At 68.1% G+C, this 19,959-nt stretch carries 16 protein-coding genes and 1 riboswitch; of the genes, 11 read left to right on the top strand and 5 right to left on the bottom strand.

Annotation, left to right across the window (positions count from 1 at the left end):
- Positions 1-75: 75 nt before the first annotated feature.
- Together AC4D14_RS14610 and AC4D14_RS14605 are read right to left on the bottom strand one after the other, a co-directional pair.
- Entirely contained in the window at positions 76-798 is a 723-nt protein-coding gene (locus tag AC4D14_RS14610) for a type 1 glutamine amidotransferase (RefSeq protein ID WP_490903384.1), read from the bottom strand.
- On the bottom strand, positions 798-2,069 hold the full coding sequence (locus tag AC4D14_RS14605; RefSeq protein ID WP_490903383.1) for a Mur ligase family protein: 1,272 nt from the start codon (positions 2,067-2,069) through the stop codon (positions 798-800). Before AC4D14_RS14605 ends, AC4D14_RS14610 begins: the two co-directional genes overlap by 1 nt.
- Positions 2,070-2,153: 84 nt before the next feature.
- Between AC4D14_RS14605 and pdxT the strand changes: the two genes are divergently transcribed.
- The 9 genes from pdxT (at position 2,154) to AC4D14_RS14560 (ending at position 12,022) form a co-directional block, all read left to right on the top strand.
- Positions 2,154-2,867, top strand: a complete 714-nt coding sequence (gene pdxT / locus AC4D14_RS14600; protein ID WP_490903382.1) for a pyridoxal 5'-phosphate synthase glutaminase subunit PdxT — start codon at positions 2,154-2,156, stop codon at positions 2,865-2,867.
- 2 nt (positions 2,868-2,869) lie between these two features.
- Positions 2,870-3,628 (top strand): YebC/PmpR family DNA-binding transcriptional regulator, encoded by a 759-nt coding sequence (locus tag AC4D14_RS14595; RefSeq protein WP_490903381.1) that lies wholly within the window; start codon positions 2,870-2,872, stop codon positions 3,626-3,628.
- 33 nt (positions 3,629-3,661) lie between these two features.
- On the top strand, positions 3,662-4,240 hold the full coding sequence (ruvC, locus tag AC4D14_RS14590) for a crossover junction endodeoxyribonuclease RuvC (RefSeq protein WP_490903380.1): 579 nt from the start codon (positions 3,662-3,664) through the stop codon (positions 4,238-4,240).
- 141 nt (positions 4,241-4,381) lie between these two features.
- Positions 4,382-5,005 carry a Holliday junction branch migration protein RuvA gene (ruvA, locus tag AC4D14_RS14585; protein WP_490903379.1) on the top strand — a complete coding sequence of 208 codons (624 nt, stop codon included), beginning with the start codon at positions 4,382-4,384 and terminating at the stop codon, positions 5,003-5,005.
- On the top strand, positions 5,005-6,117 hold the full coding sequence (ruvB, locus tag AC4D14_RS14580) for a Holliday junction branch migration DNA helicase RuvB (protein ID WP_490903378.1): 1,113 nt from the start codon (positions 5,005-5,007) through the stop codon (positions 6,115-6,117). The genes ruvA and ruvB overlap by 1 nt, the downstream gene beginning before the upstream one ends.
- A 108-nt stretch (positions 6,118-6,225) precedes the next feature.
- A complete protein-coding gene (yajC, locus tag AC4D14_RS14575) occupies positions 6,226-6,696 on the top strand; it encodes a preprotein translocase subunit YajC (RefSeq protein ID WP_490903377.1) in 471 nt (156 codons plus the stop codon).
- 87 nt (positions 6,697-6,783) lie between these two features.
- Positions 6,784-8,523, top strand: coding sequence for a protein translocase subunit SecD (gene secD, locus AC4D14_RS14570; RefSeq protein WP_490903376.1), 1,740 nt, complete (start codon positions 6,784-6,786; stop codon positions 8,521-8,523).
- On the top strand, positions 8,520-9,518 hold the full coding sequence (secF, locus tag AC4D14_RS14565) for a protein translocase subunit SecF (RefSeq protein WP_490903375.1): 999 nt from the start codon (positions 8,520-8,522) through the stop codon (positions 9,516-9,518). Before secD ends, secF begins: the two co-directional genes overlap by 4 nt.
- A gap of 113 nt (positions 9,519-9,631) precedes the next feature.
- A complete protein-coding gene (locus AC4D14_RS14560; protein ID WP_490903374.1) occupies positions 9,632-12,022 on the top strand; it encodes a RelA/SpoT family protein in 2,391 nt (796 codons plus the stop codon).
- A gap of 188 nt (positions 12,023-12,210) precedes the next feature.
- Here AC4D14_RS14560 and AC4D14_RS14555 read toward each other — a convergent pair whose 3' ends face one another.
- Together AC4D14_RS14555 and AC4D14_RS14550 are read right to left on the bottom strand one after the other, a co-directional pair.
- Positions 12,211-12,906, bottom strand: coding sequence for a hypothetical protein (locus AC4D14_RS14555; RefSeq protein ID WP_490903373.1), 696 nt, complete (start codon positions 12,904-12,906; stop codon positions 12,211-12,213).
- Positions 12,907-13,000: 94 nt separating this feature from the next.
- A complete protein-coding gene (locus tag AC4D14_RS14550; protein ID WP_490903372.1) occupies positions 13,001-14,503 on the bottom strand; it encodes a DUF349 domain-containing protein in 1,503 nt (500 codons plus the stop codon).
- Between the two features lie 287 nt (positions 14,504-14,790).
- Between AC4D14_RS14550 and hisS the strand changes: the two genes are divergently transcribed.
- On the top strand, positions 14,791-16,119 hold the full coding sequence (gene hisS / locus AC4D14_RS14545; protein WP_490903371.1) for a histidine--tRNA ligase: 1,329 nt from the start codon (positions 14,791-14,793) through the stop codon (positions 16,117-16,119).
- 115 nt (positions 16,120-16,234) lie between these two features.
- Here hisS and AC4D14_RS14540 read toward each other — a convergent pair whose 3' ends face one another.
- Positions 16,235-17,518, bottom strand: coding sequence for an APC family permease (locus AC4D14_RS14540; RefSeq protein WP_490903370.1), 1,284 nt, complete (start codon positions 17,516-17,518; stop codon positions 16,235-16,237).
- Between the two features lie 163 nt (positions 17,519-17,681).
- On the opposite strand from AC4D14_RS14540, the gene aspS reads away from it, so the two are divergent.
- The gene (aspS, locus tag AC4D14_RS14535; RefSeq protein ID WP_490903369.1) at positions 17,682-19,481 is read left to right on the top strand and encodes an aspartate--tRNA ligase; all 1,800 of its coding nucleotides are present in this window, start codon (positions 17,682-17,684) and stop codon (positions 19,479-19,481) included.
- A gap of 331 nt (positions 19,482-19,812) precedes the next feature.
- A riboswitch (FMN riboswitch) is annotated at positions 19,813-19,956 on the top strand.
- The last annotated feature ends 3 nt before the right edge of the window (positions 19,957-19,959 follow it).

Here is a 19,959-nt window from a genome sequence, read left to right as displayed (position 1 = left end):
GATCAACTTTTGCACGCCGGGGCGGGCGAGCGCATCAGGAGGACCGAAGGATGCGGCACGGCCGGTGCCGGCGGGTCACCTCGGCCGGGCGGCGGCATGCCGGCGGGCGAGTTCCGCTACGCTGTCGTCGACCTCGCCGGGTTCGAAGGAGCCGTACTTCCGTTCAACGGCCGTGCGGATGAGGAAATCGGCGATCGCCGGGTTCTTCGGAAGCAGCGAGCCGTGGAGGTAGCTGGCGACGACGTTGTTGTAGCGGGCGCCCTCATGGTTGTCCTCGGCGTTGTTTCCTTCACCCTTGGTCACCGTCGCAAGCGGGGCGACGCCCGTGCCGAGGAAGGTCTGCCCGCTGTGGTTTTCGTAGCCATGGATCTCGCCGAATTCCGGGCTCGTGGCAACGACGTTGCCGATCAGGCGCTGTTCGCCCCCGCGGGTCTCGAGATCGAGCACGCCGATGCCGGGAATGACGGTGCCGTCGACGGTGCGGAAGAACTTGCCGAACAGCTGGTACATGCCGCAGATCAGGAGCATCGGCTGGCCGTGGTCGGCGAGGGCACGCAGCCGCGGCGCGATCGCCTGGAGGTCCTGCTGGATGACCAGCTGGCCGCTGTCCTGGCCGCCGCCACCGACGATCAGATCGGCGTCCTCCGGGAAGTCATCGCCGGCGTTGTGTTCGGAGATCACGGCGTCGTAGCCGTTCCAGGCGAGGCGCTGCTTGAGCGCCAGGACGTTCCCCCAGTCGCCGTAGATGTTCATTTCGCGCGGGTAGAGCTGAACGATGCTGATTGTGCCCTTGGACATCAGGAAACCACCTCGACGGTCGTGATTTTCGAAAGTTCGCGGCGGATCGCCAGCATGGCCGTGTAGGTGCAGAAGATGCGTTTCGGTTGGCCGGAGCCGGCTTTGAGGAAGCCCCGCAGCGCCGACTGGAGGTCCACGTCGACGCCGCCCACCGCGACGTCGTCGTACTTGAGCCGCAGCGCCATGTCGTAGGCGCGCACCCCGGAGACCATGTCGACGCCGCCGGCGCGCAGGGAATCGAAGTCGACGTCCCACAGCCAGGACATGTCCCGCCCGTCGGCGTAGTTGTCGTTGATCGCGATCATTGTGGAGCAGCCCTGCGGGTCGAAGGACTTCAGGCCCAGCCGGAAGCCGCTGGGGTTCTTCACGAGCACCAGTTCCAGGGGCTGGCCCTCGACGGTGAGGCTTTCGCCGCGGCCGAAGGCCGGCTGGACGGCGGCCAGTGAGGCGAGCAGGGCTTCGCGGTCGACCGCGTCGCCGAGGACCACGCGTGCCGCGGTGAGGGCGGCAGCCGCATTGAAGACGTTGTAGACGCCGCGGAGCAGCAGGTCGGTCCCGACTGACTCCCCGGCGATCGAGAAGACCGCCGAATTCCCGTCCACCTTCTCGAGCACCACTTCCGCCGGCAGGTGGGAGGGCTGGGGGATCCCTGCGGCGCCGCGCAGTTCGTCGTCGTTGGGGAAGGTGCTCCGCAGCGAGGAATCGAGCCCGAAGTAGACAACGTGTGCGCCGCGGACTGTCTGGGCGATGCCCGCCACCCGCGGATCCTCACGGTTGAGGATGACGGTGCCGGTGGTCTTCGCGGCGATCTGCTCGAGGAGCCGGGTCGTCGCGTCGATTTCCCCGAACCGGTCGAGCTGGTCACGCAGGACGTTGAGGAGCAGCGAGTGCCGGGGCGCCACGCGGTTCACGAAGTGCACGGCGTGGGCCTCGTCCAGTTCAAGCACGGCGATATCGGCCCGGAGCCGTCCGCGCCAGTCCACCTCGCCCAGCAGGGCCGCAGCGACACCGCGGGTGAAGTTGCTGCCGGTGCGGTTCGTGAACACCTTCAGGCCCTGGCCTTCGAGCAGTTCCACGACCATCTTGGTGGTGGTCGTCTTGCCGTTCGTGCCGCTGACGACGACGACTCCGTGCTCAAGGGAGGACAGGGCCCGGCCCATGAAGCCCGGGTCGATGCGCTCCACCACGAGACCGGGCAGGGCGGAGCCGCCGCCGCGCAGCCGAGACGCGCGGCGCACAGCTTTTCCAACGAGCACGCTGAGGGGATTCATGCTGTTAAACCTAGCGCAACGGCGGGAGGACCGGCCGCCGGCCCGGATTCAGGAATCGCACGGCGTCCAACCTAGAATTGACCAATGGCCTCATCGATTCCTTCTTCAACCTCCGGCGTGCGCATCGGCGTTCTGGCGGTCCAGGGCGACGTCCGCGAGCACATCCGCACCATCGAAGCGCTCGGCGGCACCGCGACGGGTGTTCGGCGCCCCGGGGAACTGAAGGGCATCGACGGGCTGATCATCCCGGGCGGGGAGTCAACGACGATCGACAAGCTGACGCGGTCGTTCGACCTCGCCGGCCCGCTGAAGGACATGATCGGCGGCGGGCTTCCCGCTTACGGCTCCTGCGCGGGGATGATCATGCTCGCCAATGTGATCGCCGACCCGTCGACGGACCGCCAGGGCAACCCGCAGCAGACCTTCGGCGGCCTCGACATGGTGGTGCGCCGCAACGCGTTCGGCCGTCAGCGCGAATCCTTCGAAACGGACCTCGACTTCGCCGGGCTACAGGAAACGGGCGGTGCCCGTGGCGCGGATCCGGTGCGCGCCGTGTTCATCCGGGCGCCCTGGGTGGAGAGCGTCGGGGAATCGGTTCAGGTCCTGGCGCAGGTCCCGGCGGGGGAGACCCCGCAGCCGCACCACTCGCACGAGGCCGACGCCGCACGGTCCGAAGCGGTCGCTAGAATTGTCGCAGTGCGGTCAGGCAACCTGTTGGCCACCAGTTTCCATCCGGAAGTCACCGGCGAGCAGCGGGTCCATCAGTTGTTTATTCGAATGATCAGAGGAGAAGCGTAAGCATGTCGGGGCACTCTAAGTGGGCAACAACCAAACATAAGAAGGCCGCGATCGATGCCAAGCGCGCGAAGTCCTTCGCGAAGCTGATCAAGAACATCGAAGTGGCGGCACGGGCCGGCGGCGCGGACCTCGCGGGCAACCCGGGTCTTGAGCTGGCGGTGTCCAAGGCGAAGAAGACCTCCGTCCCCATCGACAACATCAACCGCGCCGTAAAGCGCGGCGCCGGGCTGCTCGGCGACGCCGTCGAGTACCAGACGATCATGTACGAGGCCCGGGGGCCGCAGGGCTCGGCCCTGCTCATCGAGTGCCTTACCGACAACAAGAACCGTGCTGCTTCCGAGGTGCGCCTTGGCATCACCCGCAACGGCGGCAGCGTGGCCGACCCCGGTTCGGTTTCCTACCTGTTCACCCGCAAGGGGGTTGTGACACTGCCCAAGAACGGGTTGTCGGAGGACGACATCCTGATGGCCGTGCTCGACGCCGGCGCAGAGGAGGTCAAGGAGGGCGCTGAGACGTTCGAGGTCATCTCCGAGCCGCAGGACCTGCGGGCCGTGGTCGCCGCCCTCGAGGAGAACGGCATCGAGTACGACACCGACGAGGCCGAGTTCGTCCCCTCGATGCAGGTGCAGCTCGACGTCGACGGCGCGCGGAAGTTCCTGAAGCTCGTCGATGCGCTCGAAGACCTCGATGACGTGCAGAACGTCTACTCGAACGCGGACCTCTCCGAAGAGGTTCTCGCGGAACTCGAGAGCGACGATTAGCACCGGCGGGCGGGCTCCGGGAGCCGGGACACCATGAGCTTCAGGGTGATGGGCGTCGACCCGGGGCTCACCCGGTGCGGTCTCGCCGTCGTCGATGTGGAACCGAACCGGCACTCGACGCTCGTCGCCGTCGGGGTCGTGGGAACAGAGGCCGGGCGCAGCCTCGACCAGCGGCTGCTGGTGATCGCCGAGGCGGTCGATGAGTGGCTCGACCTGCACAAGCCGGCGGTGCTCGCCGTCGAGCGGGTGTTCAGCCAGCTCAATGTCAGCACCGTCATGGGCACGGCCCAGGCGTCGGGCGTCGTCATCGCCGCGGCGGCCCGCCGGGGCATCCCGGTTGCCCTTCACACCCCGACCGAGGTCAAGGCGGCCGTCACCGGCAACGGCCAGTCCGACAAGGTGGCGGTGACCAAGATGGTCACGAAGATCCTTCGGCTCGACGCCCCGCCGAGGCCGGCCGACGCCGCCGACGCGCTTGCCCTCGCCATCACCCACGCCTGGCGCAGGGGAGTCGGACTGCAGGCCGCGGGCGCCGCAGCCGGAGCGGGAGCCGCCACCCCGGCACAGCGGCTGTGGGCCGAGGCCGAGGCTCGCGCCCGCCGCAGCCGCTAGGCCTCTCGAGCCCGCGCCCGGAAGCACTCCGCACCGGTGTGGCGCCGGGCGGAGCGCCCCGGTTGAAGGTAACGTAATAGAAAGTATGTTCGGACGCTGGTTCGGGCCGTCCCTACCCCACCTTCCTTGGAGCCCCCTGAAATGATCAGTTCCCTCCGCGGCACCGTCGCCCACGTCGGCCTGCAGTCGGCAGTGCTCGACGTCAACGGTTTTGGCATGCAGGTCCAGGCCACCCCGCAGACGCTGGCGACACTGAGGGTCGGCAGCCAGGCGCAGGTCTTCACCACGATGGTCGTGCGGGAGGACTCGATGACCCTGTTCGGTTTCGAGGACGCCGAACAGCGGGAAGTGTTCGACACCCTGCTCGCGATCAGCGGTGTCGGCCCTCGGCTCGCCCTCGCCGTGCTTGCCGTCCACGCACCCGAGGCCATCCGCATCGCCGCCTCCTCCGGGAACGACAAGGCGTTCAGCAAGGTTCCCGGCATCGGCCCCAAGGGTGCCCGCCGGATCGTGCTCGAACTCGCGGGCAAGCTCGTGCCGCTTGAGGCGCCGGGCGTTCCCAAGAACACCTGGCAGGGGCAGGTGCTCACAGCAATGATGGGCCTTGGCTGGTCGGAGAAGGACGCCGGCTCCGCCATCGACGCGGCAATCGCCGATGCTCCGGAGGTCGCCGCCACCGGCGACGTCGGCCAGATCCTCAAACTCACCCTCCGCCGGCTCGGCCAGGACGGCGCCCGGAGTTCGGTCCGGACGAAGAGCCTCTGATGAGCCCCTCCAAACACCCCGATGAAGCGCCGCTTGTCGCCGCCGGTTCCGATCCCGAGGACCGGGCGGTCGAGGCGGCGCTCCGGCCCAAGAACCTCGACGACTTCGTCGGCCAGAAACGCGTACGCCGTCAGCTGTCCCTCGTCCTCGAAGCGTCCCGGATGCGCGGGCGCAGCGCTGACCACGTCCTGCTCTCCGGCCCCCCGGGCCTGGGCAAGACCACCCTGGCGATGATCATCGCCGCCGAGATGAACGCACCTCTGCGGATCTCCTCGGGCCCGGCGATCCAGCACGCAGGCGACCTCGCCGCGATCCTTTCCTCGCTCACGGAGGGCGAAGTCCTCTTCCTCGACGAGATCCACCGCATGTCCCGGCCCGCCGAGGAAATGCTCTACATGGCCATGGAGGACTTCCGCGTCGACATCGTCGTCGGCAAGGGCCCGGGCGCGACCGCCATCCCGCTCGACCTTCCTCCGTTCACACTCGTTGGAGCAACCACCCGCGCCGGCCTGCTGCCCGGGCCGCTGCGCGACCGCTTCGGGTTCACCGGGCACCTCGAGTTCTATTCGACCGACGAGCTTGAACTTGTGCTGCGCCGTTCCGCAATGCTCATGGACATGAAGGTCAACTCGGCGGCCTTCGCCGAGATCGCCGGGCGGTCCCGGGGAACCCCGCGTATCGCCAACCGCCTGCTGCGGCGGGTGCGGGACTGGGCCCTGGTGCACGGCACCGACCTCATCGACGCGGGGAGCGCGGGTGCGGCCCTCGACATGTACGAGGTCGACGAAAAGGGCCTTGATCGGCTCGACCGCGCCGTCCTCACCGCCCTGATCACCAAGTTCAACGGCGGACCGGTGGGGCTTTCCACCCTCGCGATCGCCGTGGGCGAAGAGCCGGAGACCGTCGAGACGGTTGCCGAACCGTACCTGGTCCGTGAGGGGATGCTGGGGAGGACACCCCGCGGCAGGATCGCCACCGCCTCCGCCTGGGGCCACCTCGGGCTCGCCATGCCGGCCTCCGTTGCGGCGGCGATGCCCGAAGACCTGTTCTCCGTCCTGCCCGAGGACGGAGAAGCGGAGGATCTCGCCGCAGGGGACTGGCCGGGAAGCTGAGCCGTGCTTCACCGGAGGTGTTTCCCTTTACACTGGGAGAATACGCGGTGTGCGCCGGTTCATTACGCGCGCTTACGCCGACCCGAGTGATAGGAACGGAACTTCTCTGTGTTCGCAAACGTAGTAGCTACCGCCGGCAATGCCGCCCAAGAACAGCCTTTCGACATTTTCTCCATCCTGCTCCCGCTCGCGCTGGCGTTCCTGATTTTCACGATGTTCCGCAAGCAGCGCAAGGTCAAGCAGCAGGCAACGGAGATGCGCACCCAGATGGAACCGGGTGCCGAGGTCATGACCCAGTTCGGCCTGTTCGGGACGATCGTCTCGATTGACCAGGAGAACAACAAGGCGGTCATCGAACTCTCCCCGGGCAACACAGCAACGGTCCACACCCAGGCCCTGAGCAAGGTCGTGCACCAGGAGCCGAAGGCCGCAGACATCGACGACGCCGACGTTGACGCCCCCGGGCGCGCCGGAGCCACAGCGGCCGAGAGCGACCCCCTTGAGTCCACGCGGGTTGAGACCCCCGAGGAAACCGTGGAGCGGCTGAACCGCGAAAACAACAGGAACAAAGACAACTAGCATTCCCTTCCCGGCCGCTGCCTCGTGCCGGCGGCCGGAACGGATCGGCACGGCGCGCAAACGCCACATTCCAAAGGACAATCCCCAATGCCACGTACCGGCCCGGGCACGGCAGCCAAACGGACACTCGTCTGGCTGGGCGTACTTATAGCCCTCCTTTCAGTTCTGCTGGGAGCAGGATCCATCTGGAGTTCCGCGAGCTGGGCTCCGAAGCTCGCCCTGGACCTCGAGGGCGGCACCCAGATGATCCTGTCGCCGAAGCTCTCCGACGGCGGAACCGAGATCACCGACGAGCAGCTTGAGCAGGCCGTCGAGATCATCCGGCAGCGCGTCGACGGCAGCGGCGTCGCCGAAGCCGAAATCAACACCCAGTCCGGGCAGAACGTGATCGTTTCCCTCCCCGGGATTCCCGACGCGAAAACGCGCGAGCTTATCCAGGCCTCCGCGCAGATGGAGTTCCGCCCCGTGCTGTTCGGCGGCCCCGGGCAGGCGCCCGCGGCCGAGACGCCCACCCCCGAGGATGAGCTGCCCAAGCCGACCGCCGAGCCGACCAACGCGAGCGACCCGAACTGGATCACGCCCGAGGTGTTCAAGCAGTTCGAAGCCCTCGACTGCACGGACCCCGCGGCGCTCGAGCCCAAAGAGGAGAACGCCCCGGCGGACCAGCCGATGGTCGCGTGTGAACCCGACACCCAGGGCAAGTACATCCTCGGCCCGGTGGAGGTCCCCGGAACCCAGATCGACACGGCCAGCCACGGCCTCCAGCGCGGGAGCCAGGGCCAGGCCCTGAACAGCTGGGTCGTCAACATCGACTTCAACGACGAGGGCGCAAAGACCTTCCGCGAAGTCACCGAACGCCTTTTCTCGATCGGCCGGGGCGATCCCCGCAACCAGTTCGCGATCGTCCTTGACGGGCGGATCATCTCCGCGCCGACGACGAATGCCGTCATCCCCGACGGAAACCCGAGCATCAGCGGCAGCTTCACCGAGGAATCCGCCGCGGCCCTGGCCGAGCAGCTGAAGTACGGCGCCCTGCCGATCAGCTTCGAGATCCAGAGCGAGCAGCAGATCTCCGCAACCCTTGGAGCGGACCAGCTCCGCCTCGGCCTCATCGCCGGCGTGATCGGCCTTGCCCTCGTTGCCCTCTACTCGATGTTCCAGTACCGCATGCTCGGCCTGGTGACCATCGCCTCGCTCGTCGTGGCCGGCGTGCTGACCTACCTCGCCATCGCCATCCTCGGCTGGACCGAGAACTACCGGCTCTCCCTGGCCGGCGTGGCGGGCCTCATCGTTGCCATCGGCCAGACCGCCGACTCGTTCATCGTCTACTTCGAACGCATCCGCGACGAACTCCGCGACGGACGCGGCATGATCTCCGCCGTCGAGAACGGCTGGCGCCGGGCCAAGCGCACGGTGCTCGCCTCCAAGGCCGTAAACCTCCTTGCCGCCCTTGTGCTCTACTTCGTGGCAGTGGGCAACGTGCGCGGCTTCGCCTTCACCCTGGGCCTGACCGCGATCGCCGACCTCATCGTCGTCTTCCTGTTCACCCATCCGGTCCTGCGCCTCCTTGCACGCACCCGGTTCTTCGGCGAGGGCCACCGGTGGTCCGGACTCGACCCGGAGCGGCTCGGCGTCACCCCGCTCTACCGCGGCGCGGGCAGGTTCCGTGATCCGGCCGACAAGCCTGCCGCCCCTGTGAGCGCGCGCAACCGCGCCGCCGCCGGCGAGGCCGAACGCCGGATGACCATCGCCGAACGGCGCATCGCCGAGCAGCAGAAAGCCCTGGCCGGTCGCGGCCGCGGCGAAGAGAAAGAAGAGAACCGATGAACGGCAGCAGCTTCGCCAACTTCGGCAACGAGCTCTACTCGGGCAAACGGTCCTACCCGTTCGTCGCAAAGCGCAGGCTCTGGTTCATCATCTCCGCCGCCGCCGTGCTGCTCTCGCTGATCGTCCCGGTGGTCAAGGGCGGCTTCAACCTGGGCATCGACTTCCGCGGCGGATCCGAATTCACCGTGTCGGCCACCGAGAACACCGACGTCGCCGCCGGGGAGCGCGCGGTCACCGACGTCGTCGCCGACGTGGTGCCGCGGGTCACCAACATCGCCCCGGCAACGATGCGCATCCAGACCGAGCGCCTCACCGACGATCAGACGCTGAGCGTGCGCGACAACCTCACCACCGCCTACGGCGTCAGCGAGGAGCAGGTCACCTCGAGCTACGTCGGTCCCACCTGGGGCGAGGACGTCAGCCGGCAGGCTCTCATCGGGCTCATTGTGTTCGTCCTTCTCGCGGCGGTCCTCATGGCGCTCTACTTCCGGACCTGGAAGATGTCCGTTGCCGCGATGACCGCGCTCGTCGTGGTCATGGTGGTCACCGCAGGGCTCTACTCGCTGAGCGATTTCGAGGTTACGCCGTCGGCGATTATCGGCTTCCTCACAATCCTGAGCTACGCCCTGTACGACACGGTCGTAGTCTTCGACAAGATCCGGGAGAACACCGCCGAAGTCTCGACGACGACCAAGCGCACCTTCGCGGAGCAGGTGAACCTCGCCGTCAACCAGACCCTCGTGCGGTCGATCAACACCTCCGTTGTAGCGGTGCTGCCGGTTGCCTCGATCCTGTTCATCGGCGCCTACCTCCTCGGCGCAGGTACGCTGCGGGACCTCTCGCTGGCCCTGTTCATCGGCATCATCCTCGGCACACTGAGCACCATTTTCGTCGCCGCGCCGATGTACGCGGCGCTGCGCCTGAACGAGCCCGAAATGAAGAAGCAGGAGAAGAAGGTCAAGCACCGCCGGGCCCTCGAAGCCGCCGAAGCCTGAGGCGGTGGCCGGGTCCGCCGTCGGACCCGGCTAAACTTGATTGTGTGTACAGTGCGGCGGGCCCACCCCACGGGCCCGGCCTGTACAGAACGCACTCAAGATGAGGGGTGAACATGGCTGACGCGGGAACCTCCGCCGGGCGGCCCGAGGGCCGCACGGCACAGGCCGACGCCCCCAAGCGCCCTGTCCCGGGTCCGGTGGCGCCCTCGCTCACCGTCAAACCGGCGCCGACGGCGGCAAGCCCCGACCAGGCGTCGCCGGGACGCCGCGCCCGCACGCGGGCACGGATCGCCCGGCTTGCGGGCCGCGGCACAAGCGGATATTCGCCGGTCCTTGAACCGCTGCTGCGCACGGTCAGGGCGAATAACCCCAAGGAAGACCTCGACCTCATCCAGCGGGCCTACCTGGTGGCCGAGCGCAGCCACGAGGGCCAGATGCGCAAGAGCGGCGACCCGTACATCACCCACCCCGTGGCTGTTGCGACGATCCTCGCCGAACTGGGCATGACCGGCACCACGCTCGCCGCCGCCCTGCTCCACGACACAGTCGAGGACACCGCCTATACCCTTGACGAACTGCGCCGGGACTTCGGTCCCGAGGTCGCCATGCTCGTCGACGGTGTCACCAAGCTCGACAAGGTGTCCTTCGGCGACGCGGCCCAGGCCGAGACAGTGCGCAAAATGGTGGTCGCGATGGCCAAGGACATCCGGGTCCTCGTCATCAAGCTCGCCGACCGCCTCCACAACGCGCGCACCTGGCGGTTTGTCTCGCCTGAATCGTCGGCGAAGAAGGCGCGGGAGACCCTTGAGATCTTCGCGCCGCTGGCCCACCGGCTGGGCATGAACACGATCAAGTGGGAGCTCGAGGATCTTTCCTTCGCCGCGCTCCACCCCAAGGTGTACGAGGAAATCGTGCGCATGGTGGGGGACCGCACCCCGGAGCGCGAGAAGCACCTGAACCTGATCCGCAACCAGATTGACGACGACCTTCGCGCCGTGAAGATCAAGGCCACGATCACCGGCAGGCCCAAGCACTACTACTCGATCTACCAGAAGATGATTGTGCGGGGCAAAGACTTCGACGACATCCACGACCTGATGGGCGTGCGCGTCCTCGTCGACAGCGTCCGTGACTGTTACGCCACCCTTGGTTCGCTCCATTCGCGGTGGAACCCGCTGCCCGGGCGGTTCAAGGACTACATCGCCATGCCGAAGTTCAACATGTACCAGTCGCTCCACACGACGGTCATCGGACCCGGCGGCAAGCCCGTTGAAATCCAGATCCGCACCCATGACATGCACCGGCGGGCCGAGTACGGCGTCGCGGCGCACTGGAAGTACAAGAACGGTGCCGGGAAGGCCTCCGACGGGCCGGACAACGAGGACATGGGCTGGCTGCGCAGCCTCGTCGACTGGCAGCAGGAGACGGCCGACCCCAACGAGTTCCTCGATTCGCTGCGCTTTGAGATCAACGCCCGCGAAGTGTTCGTGTTCACGCCCAAGGGCGAGGTCATGGCGCTGCCGGCGGGCTCGACCCCCGTGGACTTCGCCTACGCCGTCCACACCGAGGTCGGCCACCGGACGATCGGCGCACGCGTCAACGGCAGGCTCGTGCCGCTCAACAGCGAACTCAACCACGGCGACTGGGTGGAGATCTTCACCTCCAAGGCCGAAGGCGCCGGGCCCAGCCAGGACTGGCAGGGCTTCGTCAAGAGCCCGCGGGCCCGGAACAAGATCCGCCAGTGGTTCACGAAGGAGCGCCGCGAGGAGGCAATCGACAAGGGCAAGGACCTGCTCACCCGCGCCATGCGCAAGCAGAACCTTCCCCTGCAGCGCATGATGACCCATTCGGCCCTGCTCACTGTCGCCCAGGAGCTGCGCCACCAGGACATCGCTGCACTCTATGCGGCCGTCGGCGACGGCCACACCTCAGCGCAGAACGTCATCGAGCACCTTGTCGCGCTGATGGGCGGGCACGAGGACGCCGAGGACAACCTCGCCGAGACCGCCGTCGCCACGCAGCCGCGCCGGCCGAAATTTTCCGACTCAGGCGTGACCGTGCGCGGTGTGGGGGACGTGTGGGTGAAACTGGCCCGGTGCTGCACCCCGGTTCCGCCCGATCCGATCGTCGGTTTCGTCACCCGCGGCTCCGGCGTCTCGGTCCACCGCTCCGACTGCCGCAACGTTGTCGACCTCCGCGACCAGCCCGACCGGATCGTTCCCGTGGAATGGGCTCCCACCCAGTCGAGCGTGTTCCTCGTCGAGATCCAGGTCGAGGCGCTCGACCGCAAGAGCCTGCTCTCGGATGTGACCCGCGTGCTTTCCGAGAACCAGGTCAATATCTTGGCCGCGAACGTGAACACCTCCTCCGACCGGGTGGCGATGTCGAGGTTCGCCTTCGAGATGGGCGACCCGAAGTACCTCGACCACGTGCTGGCGGCGGTGCGTCGCATCGACGGTGTCTTCGACGTCTACCGCACCACCGGTTCCCAGCGCCGCACCTAGGCCCGCTGTCCGGGCAGGCGGGCAACCTGAGCGGGCGGAGGGCCAGGGGGCCCGCCGCCCGCCGTCATTCCATCGCCGTCGTTCAACCGGCCTCCGATCGCACACCGTCCCGTGCACCGTCCTCACGTCCCACAGCGCGGCGCGTCCGACCGCACTGCGTCCAATGCACACCGTCCCGTGCACAGCCTTCATTTCCCGCAGCGCCCGGCGCGTTCAGCCGCCCCAGGCTGCGGTGCCCTGCCGACCGCACCCCCGCTGGCCCTGCGGATCCGCTCCAGGGCCCGGGTCCGTCCCGGAACCCGGCGCGTGCACGCCAGTGCCGCTTCGACAAGCCGCAGCGGGCAGTCGAGCGCCGGGTTCGAGCCGATCGCGCGGAGCACCTCAACGGCCGAGCCGTCGCACCCGTGCACGGCGATGTCCAGGGCTGTGCGCAGGGGCGTGGTCACCGGTACCCCGCCCACGAGGTTGATGTCGAATGGCCCCAGCGCAACCTGGTGCATCGTCGCACCACTAAACGGGGGCAGGGCAGTGGTGCGGCGGCGGTGGTCGGTGACGACGCTCACCAGCGGCGGCGGCGGAGCGCAGCCGTACACCCACGCCGCGCACTGGCGGCCCAGCGCCACCCTCGCCCGCAGCGGTGAAGGGACGGCGTTCGCCGCCGCCTGCGCCCGGCAGACCGGGTCGTCGGGTTGCCCGGTCCGGACGTACGACTGGCCATACACGCGCCGCACCAGGCCATCCATCGACATCGCCTGAAGCTCAACGGCGCTGAACAGGTCGCCGGCATGGAACAACGCGGTGCCCGGCGGTCCGGTTCCGAGCTCCGGAGGGCGTGGCAGGAGCCGGACCGGCTGGGTGCCGGCGGGGTCGAGCAGAGGCGGCATTGCTCCAGCATCGCCAACGGCGCAGCACTGAGAAAGCCCCTCCTCCCGAATGTGGAAAACGGGGGGAGGGGCACAGCGTGCCGGAGCGGGGAGGCTAGGAGAAGTCCTGGGCCGAGCGCTGCAGCATTTCCATCCACTGTTCCCGCGCGGCGAGGGCTTCCTCCGCGGCGGAGATGCGCTTGGCGTCTCCGGCTGCCCGGGCCGCGGCAAGGTCCTCGCGCAGGGAGGCAATGGTTGCCTCAAGCTGGCTCAGCGCACTGTTGGTGCGTGCCTTGGTCTCCGGGTTGGTCTTCTGCCAGTGCTCGTCTTCGGCGGCCTTGACCGCGTCCTCGACCGAGCGCAGCCCGGCGTCCATCCGCCCCATGTCCGCACGGGGAACCTTGCCCGCCTCTTCCCAGCGGTCACGGATCGACTGCAGGGCCTTCTTCGCGGCAGCGAGATTCCGCACCGGCACGAGCTGCTTCGCTTCCTGGAGCAGGGCCTCCTTGACCACGAGGTTCGCCCCGTACTCCTCATCCACTGCTTCATTGGCGCTCTTGCGCGCCTCGAAGAATCGGTCCTGGGCGGCACGGAAGCGCGCCCACAGGGCGTCGTCGTCCTTGCGGCTCGCCCGCTTTGAGGCCTTCCAGTCGTCCATGAGGCGGCGGTACTCGGCCGCCGTCGCACCCCAGTCGGTGGAGGTCGCCAGCGCCTCGGCCTTGGCGATCAACGCCTCCTTGGCCCGCTTGGCCTCGGCGTTCTCGCTGTCGAGCTGGGAGAAGTACGCGCGGCGGTGCCGGTCAAAGACGGTGCGTGCGGCACGGAACCGCTTCCACAGGGCGTCCTCGGTGCCGCGGCCCAGGCGGGGACCGTTCTTCTGCGCCGTCTTCCACAGCTCGAACAGCTCATTCATCCGCGTGCTGCTTGCCTTCCACTGGACAGTCGCGGGGTCGCGGGCTGCCAGTTCCTCGGCCTCGGAGACGATCGCTTCCCTCGCCGCGAGCTCCTTGGCCTTGACCGCTTCCTGTGCGGCCCGCTCGGCCTTTTCGAGCCCGCGGATCGACTCGGACAGCGCGTCAATGCGTGCCTCGAGGGCCGGGACGTCGCCGACGAGCTTGCGCTCCGCGACCTGGCTGCGCAGGTGGCCGGCGGTCTTCAGCATGTCCGACGACGGGGCCTTGCTCTTCACCCGCTGTTCCAGCAATGCGACCTGGCTCGCGACGTCGTCATACTTGCGCACAAAGTAGCCGAGGGCTTCATCCTTCGACGCATCGGGCAGCTGCCCCACCGGGTGTTCCTCCCCGTCGAGCAGCAGGAACACGTGACCGTCGTCCTCGACCCGCGCGAACTTCGCCGCTTCCTCGAGCGGCGTGCTGTGCACGGGAGGAACGGCGACCGGGCGCTGCACCTTGCCATGCGGACGCGGCGCAAGTGCTGTGGGCAGGGGAGCCCGCGGGGCGGGAACCGGCTGCGCCGCGGGTGCGGGTACGCTCCCGCCGGCGGGCGGAGCGGCTTCGGTGCTGTCCGCCGGCTCAGTACCGGGTGTGTCTGTCGGGGAGTCTGCGGCGGGGGCTACGTCGCCGATGGTCATTTCGTCGGATTGCTGACTATCTGTCACCGCTGGAAGTCTTTCGCTCGTTGGATGGCCAGGCACGCGTCCGGAGCCACTTACTTCAGAGATTAGGAGTCTATCGTTCCGGGAACCGCTGGCAGTCCGTTCGGCAGCGCGTCTGCCCGCTGTGTTTCGTTCTGCAACGAACCAGCGGGAACAGGGTGGCCGGTGTGACGAATGATGTGCTGGGGCGGGCAGGGAGGGCACTCCCGCGCGGGTTTCGCCGCGCGGGTCATCCCGCCCTAAACTGAGTGCCGCACCGGTGTATGCGCCAACCCAAGGAGACCCGCCCCATGGCACGTAAGGCATCATTGTCCGGCTTCCCGGAATGGCTTCCGCAGGAGCGGCTGATTGAACTGCACGTGCTCGACACCCTGCGGCGCGTATTTGAACTGCACGGCTTCTCCAACATTGAGACCCGGGCAGTTGAGACCGTCGGCCAGCTCCTGCGCAAGGGGGAGATCGACAAGGAGGTCTATGCGGTCTCGCGGCTGCAGGCGGAGGAGGCCTCGGCCTCCGAGGACGGCCTCGCCCTCCACTACGACCTCACCGTGCCCTTCGCCCGTTATGTCGTCGAAAACGCCGGCCACCTCGCGTTCCCCTTCCGCCGCTACCAGATCCAGAAGTGTTGGCGGGGCGAGCGCCCCCAGGAGGGCCGCGCCCGCGAGTTCACCCAGGCGGACATCGACGTCGTCGGTGACGGCGCCCTGCCGTTCCGCAATGACGTCGAGCTCACCCTCGTCATTGTCGAGGCACTCGGCGCGCTTCCCATCCCCGACTTCACCGTGCGCGTCAACAACCGCAAGCTCGCCGAGGGCTTCTATCGGGGCATCGGGATCACCGACACCGCATCGGTGCTGCGCAGCATCGACAAGCTTGAGAAGATCGGCGCCGCGAAGGTGGGTGACCTGCTCCGCGAGGAGCTCGGTGCGACGGACGAGCAGATCGAGGCGGCCCTTGCCCTCGCCGCGATCCGCACCCCGGACACGTCGTTCGTGGCGCAGGTGCGCGCCCTGGGTGTGGAGGACGACCTCCTTGAGCAGGGCCTTGCCGAATTGGAGGAGGTCATCGCCGAGACCTCACGCCGGGCGCCGGGCAGGGTCGTGGCCGACCTGAGCATCGCGCGCGGCCTCGACTACTACACAGGCACCGTCTACGAGACGGTGCTCGACGGCCACGAGGGACTCGGCTCGATCTGCTCGGGCGGCCGTTACGACAGCCTCGCCTCAAAGGGCAACCGCACCTTCCCCGGCGTCGGGCTCTCGATCGGCGTCACGCGGATCGTTTCGCGGATCCTCAGCCAGGACTTCGCCGTGGTGTCCCGCCAGGTCCCCACCGCCGTGCTCATCACCCTCGCCGACGACGATTCCTGGTCGCAGGCGCAGGACGTCGCCGCCTCGCTGCGCTCACGCGGCATCTCCGCGGAGGTCGCGGCGAGCGCGGAGAAGTTCGGCAAGCAGATCAAGTTCGCCGACCGGCGGGGCATTCCGTTCGTCTGGTTCACTAGCGCCGACGGGACCCACGAGGTCAAGGACATCCGCTCCGGCGACCAGACCGCCGCCGACCCCGCCACGTGGACGCCCCCGGCGGACGATCTGCTGCCGCAGGTCACCCGCGCCTGAGGCCGCACCGCTTAGCGACGGGCGCACCGCGCAATGACCGGCGCACCCCATAACGATGGGCGCACCGGATTAATCCGCTGCGGCAGCCGCTTTCCGGTGCGTTTCCGTTGGAACTTCAGCCGCGCTCGGTCTGCCGGCGGCGCCGCGTGAGTGCGATGGCGCGGACGGCGACACCCACAACGAGCACCGCGGTCATCGTGAGCACCGAGGCCGCGGGAAGGGTGAAGGCAAGCAGCAGGCAGCCCGCGGCACCGATGACGTTGAGCAGCCGCGGGGCGTACCACTGCCGCTCCCGGAGGGTGAGGGCCGCGGCGTTGGCGATGGCGTAGTAGAGCAGCACACCGAAGCTCGAGAACCCGACGACGGTCAGGACATCGGTGGTCAGCAGGAGCAAGATCACCAGCCCGGCGGTCGTCAGATCTGCCGCCCAGGGAACGCCGTACCGCTCCCAGATCCCTGCCAGGGCACGGGGGAGGTCGCCCTCGCGCGCCATCGCGAGGGTTGTCCGCCCCACGCCGGCGATCAGGGCCAGCAGCGCCCCGAGGCTCGCAAGGGCTGCCGCCACAACCACCGCCGTCCGGGCCACCGAGCCCGCGTCAGGGCCGGTTGACCCGCCGGTTGTTCCGACGGCGGTGAACACATCGCGCAGCGGCGCCGGCGATTCAGCAAGCGCCGCAGGCCCAAGGGCGGAGAGCAGAGAGACGGCCAGCAGCAGGTACAGCACCAGCGTGAAGCCGAGGGCGCCGAGGATCGCCGCGGGGATGTTCTTCCGCGGCTCGCGCACCTCTTCGCCCATCGTTGCGACCCGCGCGTATCCGGCGAAGGCGAAGAACAGCAGACCTGAGGCCTGCAGCAGCCCCGCCGCCCCGCCGTCCGGCGGCATCGAGCCGCCCGTGCCGGGCGCCGCCCACGCGGCGACGATAACGAACGCGAGCACCGGAACCACCAGGGCAACGATTCCGCGGGTCATCAGTGCCGTCCGGCTCACCCCGAGCAGGTTCACCGTGGTCAGGCCCACCACGGCCGCGACGGCGGCCGCCGTTGCAAAATCCGGCGCCGCGTAAAGCCCGAAGGTGAAGGCCATTGCGGCGCAGGAGGCGGTCTTCCCGGTCACGAAGGCCCACCCCGCGATGAACCCCGGCCAATGCCCCAGCTGGCGCCTCCCGTAGACGTAGGTGCCGCCGCTTTGCGGGTAGACGGTGGCGAGGGAGGCCGTTGCGGCCGCGTTGCAGTAGGCGATGAAACCCGCCAGCAGGACGGCGGCGGGAAGCCAGCTGCCTGCCGCCGCGGCAGCCGGTGCGAAGACGACGAACACGCCGGCGCCGATCATCGATCCCACGCCCACCGTTGTCGCGTCGAAGCCTCCCATGGACCGCCGCAGTCCCGGACCACTGCTCATCGGGGTTCCGCCTTCCACTGTCGTTGCCCGCATCCTCGGCCGGAATCCGCCGCCCCGGCCTGCTGGCGGGCGCCGCGGGGGATGACCGGTAAACTCGGACACGTTTGATCTAACACTAGGCAGGTGAACATTCGCCTGCGGTACTTCTGTAGGAAGGAATGCTGTGCTGCGCACGCATGAACTCGGCTCGCTCGGATCCGGGCATATTGGACAGACCGTAACCCTGACCGGCTGGGTGGCCCGGCGCCGCGACCACGGCGGCGTCGCCTTCCTCGACCTCCGGGACGCCTCCGGCGTGGCCCAGGTCGTCGTCCGCGAGGAGGAGGTCTTCTCCACCCTGCGCAACGAGTACGTCCTGCAGATCACCGGAACCGTGCAGAAGCGGCCCGAGGGCAACGAGAACCCCGCCCTGGCCACGGGCGAGATCGAGGTGATGGCCGACAAGGTCGTCGTCCTCAACACCTCCGACCCGCTGCCCTTCCAGATCGACGAACACGTCGAAGTGGGCGAAGAAGCCCGCCTGAAGCACCGCTACCTCGACCTGCGCCGCCCCGCCCCGCAGAAGAACCTCCGCCTGCGCTCCGAGGCGAGCCGGGTTGCCCGCGAACTCCTCCACAATGATGGCTTCGTTGAGATCGAAACCCCCACGCTGACCCGCTCCACTCCCGAGGGCGCACGCGACTTCCTGGTGCCCGCGCGCCTTGCCCCCGGATCCTGGTACGCGCTGCCGCAGTCACCCCAGCTGTTCAAGCAGCTGCTGCAGGTCGGCGGGTTCGAGAAGTACTACCAGATCGCCCGCTGCTACCGCGACGAGGACTTCCGCGCCGACCGCCAGCCGGAATTCACCCAGCTCGACATCGAGGCGAGCTTCGTCGAGCAGGACGACATCATCGCCCTGGGCGAGCAGCTGATCACGCGCCTGTGGAAGCTCATCGACGTCGAGATCCCCACCCCGATCCGCCGGATGACCTACGCCGATGCCATGGCCGAGTACGGCTCCGACAAGCCGGACCTGCGCTTCGGGCTCGAGCTCACTGAACTCACCGAGTTCTTCAAGGACACCGGCTTCGGCGTCTTCAAGGCCCCCTACGTGGGCGCCGTCGTCATGCCCGGCGGAGCCTCCCAGCCCCGCCGTACGCTCGACGCGTGGCAGGAGTTCGCCAAGCAGCGCGGCGCCAAGGGCCTCGCTTACGTCCTCATCGACGACGACGGCAGCCTCCGCGGCCCCGTCGCGAAGAACCTCAACGACGCCGAACGCGAGGGCCTCGCCGCCGCCGTCGGGGCGAACCCGGGCGACTGCATCTTCTTCGCCGCCGGCGAGAAAACCTCCTCCCGCGCCCTGCTGGGTGCCGCCCGCGTTGAAATCGGCCACCGCACCGGGCTCATCAAGGACGGCGACTGGGCGTTCGTATGGGTTGTCGACGCGCCGATGTTCGAGCCCACTTCGGCCGCCGTCGCCGCCGGTGATGTCGCCGTCGGCGCCGGAGCCTGGACCGCCGTGCACCACGCGTTCACCTCGCCCAAGCCCGAGTTCATGGACACCTTCGACACCGACCCCGAGAGCGCGCTGGCGTACGCCTACGACATCGTGTGCAACGGCAACGAGCTTGGCGGCGGGTCGATCCGTATCCACCGCCGCGACGTGCAGGAGCGCGTCTTCGCCGTCATGGGACTGAGCGCCGAGGAGGCGCAGGAGAAGTTCGGGTTCCTGCTCGAGGGCTTCAAGTACGGCGCGCCTCCCCACGGCGGAATCGCCCTGGGCTGGGACCGGGTCGTCTCGCTGCTCGCGGGCACCGACTCGATCCGGGACGTCATCGCGTTCCCGAAGTCAGGCGGCGGCTATGACCCGCTGACTGCAGCTCCGGCACCGATCACACCGCAGCAGCGCAAGGAGGCTGGCGTCGACGCCCGGCCGAAGAGCGCCGAAGCACCAAAGGCGTCGGGGGAGGCCTCGGCCTCTTAGGGCCCGGACCCTCCACCTTGTCGTTCCCGCCGCAACCGCGGCTGCCGCAACCCCATAGCGAAACTGCAGATCACCACGTCCTCCGGCCCGGAAGGCGTGGTGATCTGCTGTTTTGGGGGACTCCTTGCGCGTGGTCCGGCGCCCTGGGTTGAATGTGCACATGACCACGCTTTCGGCGCCCCATAACGTGGTGATTTGCTGTTTCGGGCGGACTCCTTCCTGCCGTTCGGCTGGGCGTGACGGGACGCGGCCGACCCGGATGGGCGGGCGCGTGATCGCTGTGGGACGAATTGTGAAGAGCCCGCATCCGGTTGTGAAATAATCTTCGGAGTACGTGCTCCGGGGTCGGTGTAATTCCGAACCGGCGGTTATAGTCCGCGACCCGACGGCAGGCTGCGCACCCGCGTTGTCAGCCCCGGTTGAGCCGGTGAAATTCCGGCACCGACAGTTAAAGTCTGGATGGGAGAAGCACGAACAG

This window comes from Arthrobacter sp. TJ-254 (genome assembly GCF_058269175.1).
The sequence above is the reverse complement of the archived record's forward strand: the minus strand, read 5'-3'. Positions and strand labels throughout refer to the sequence as shown.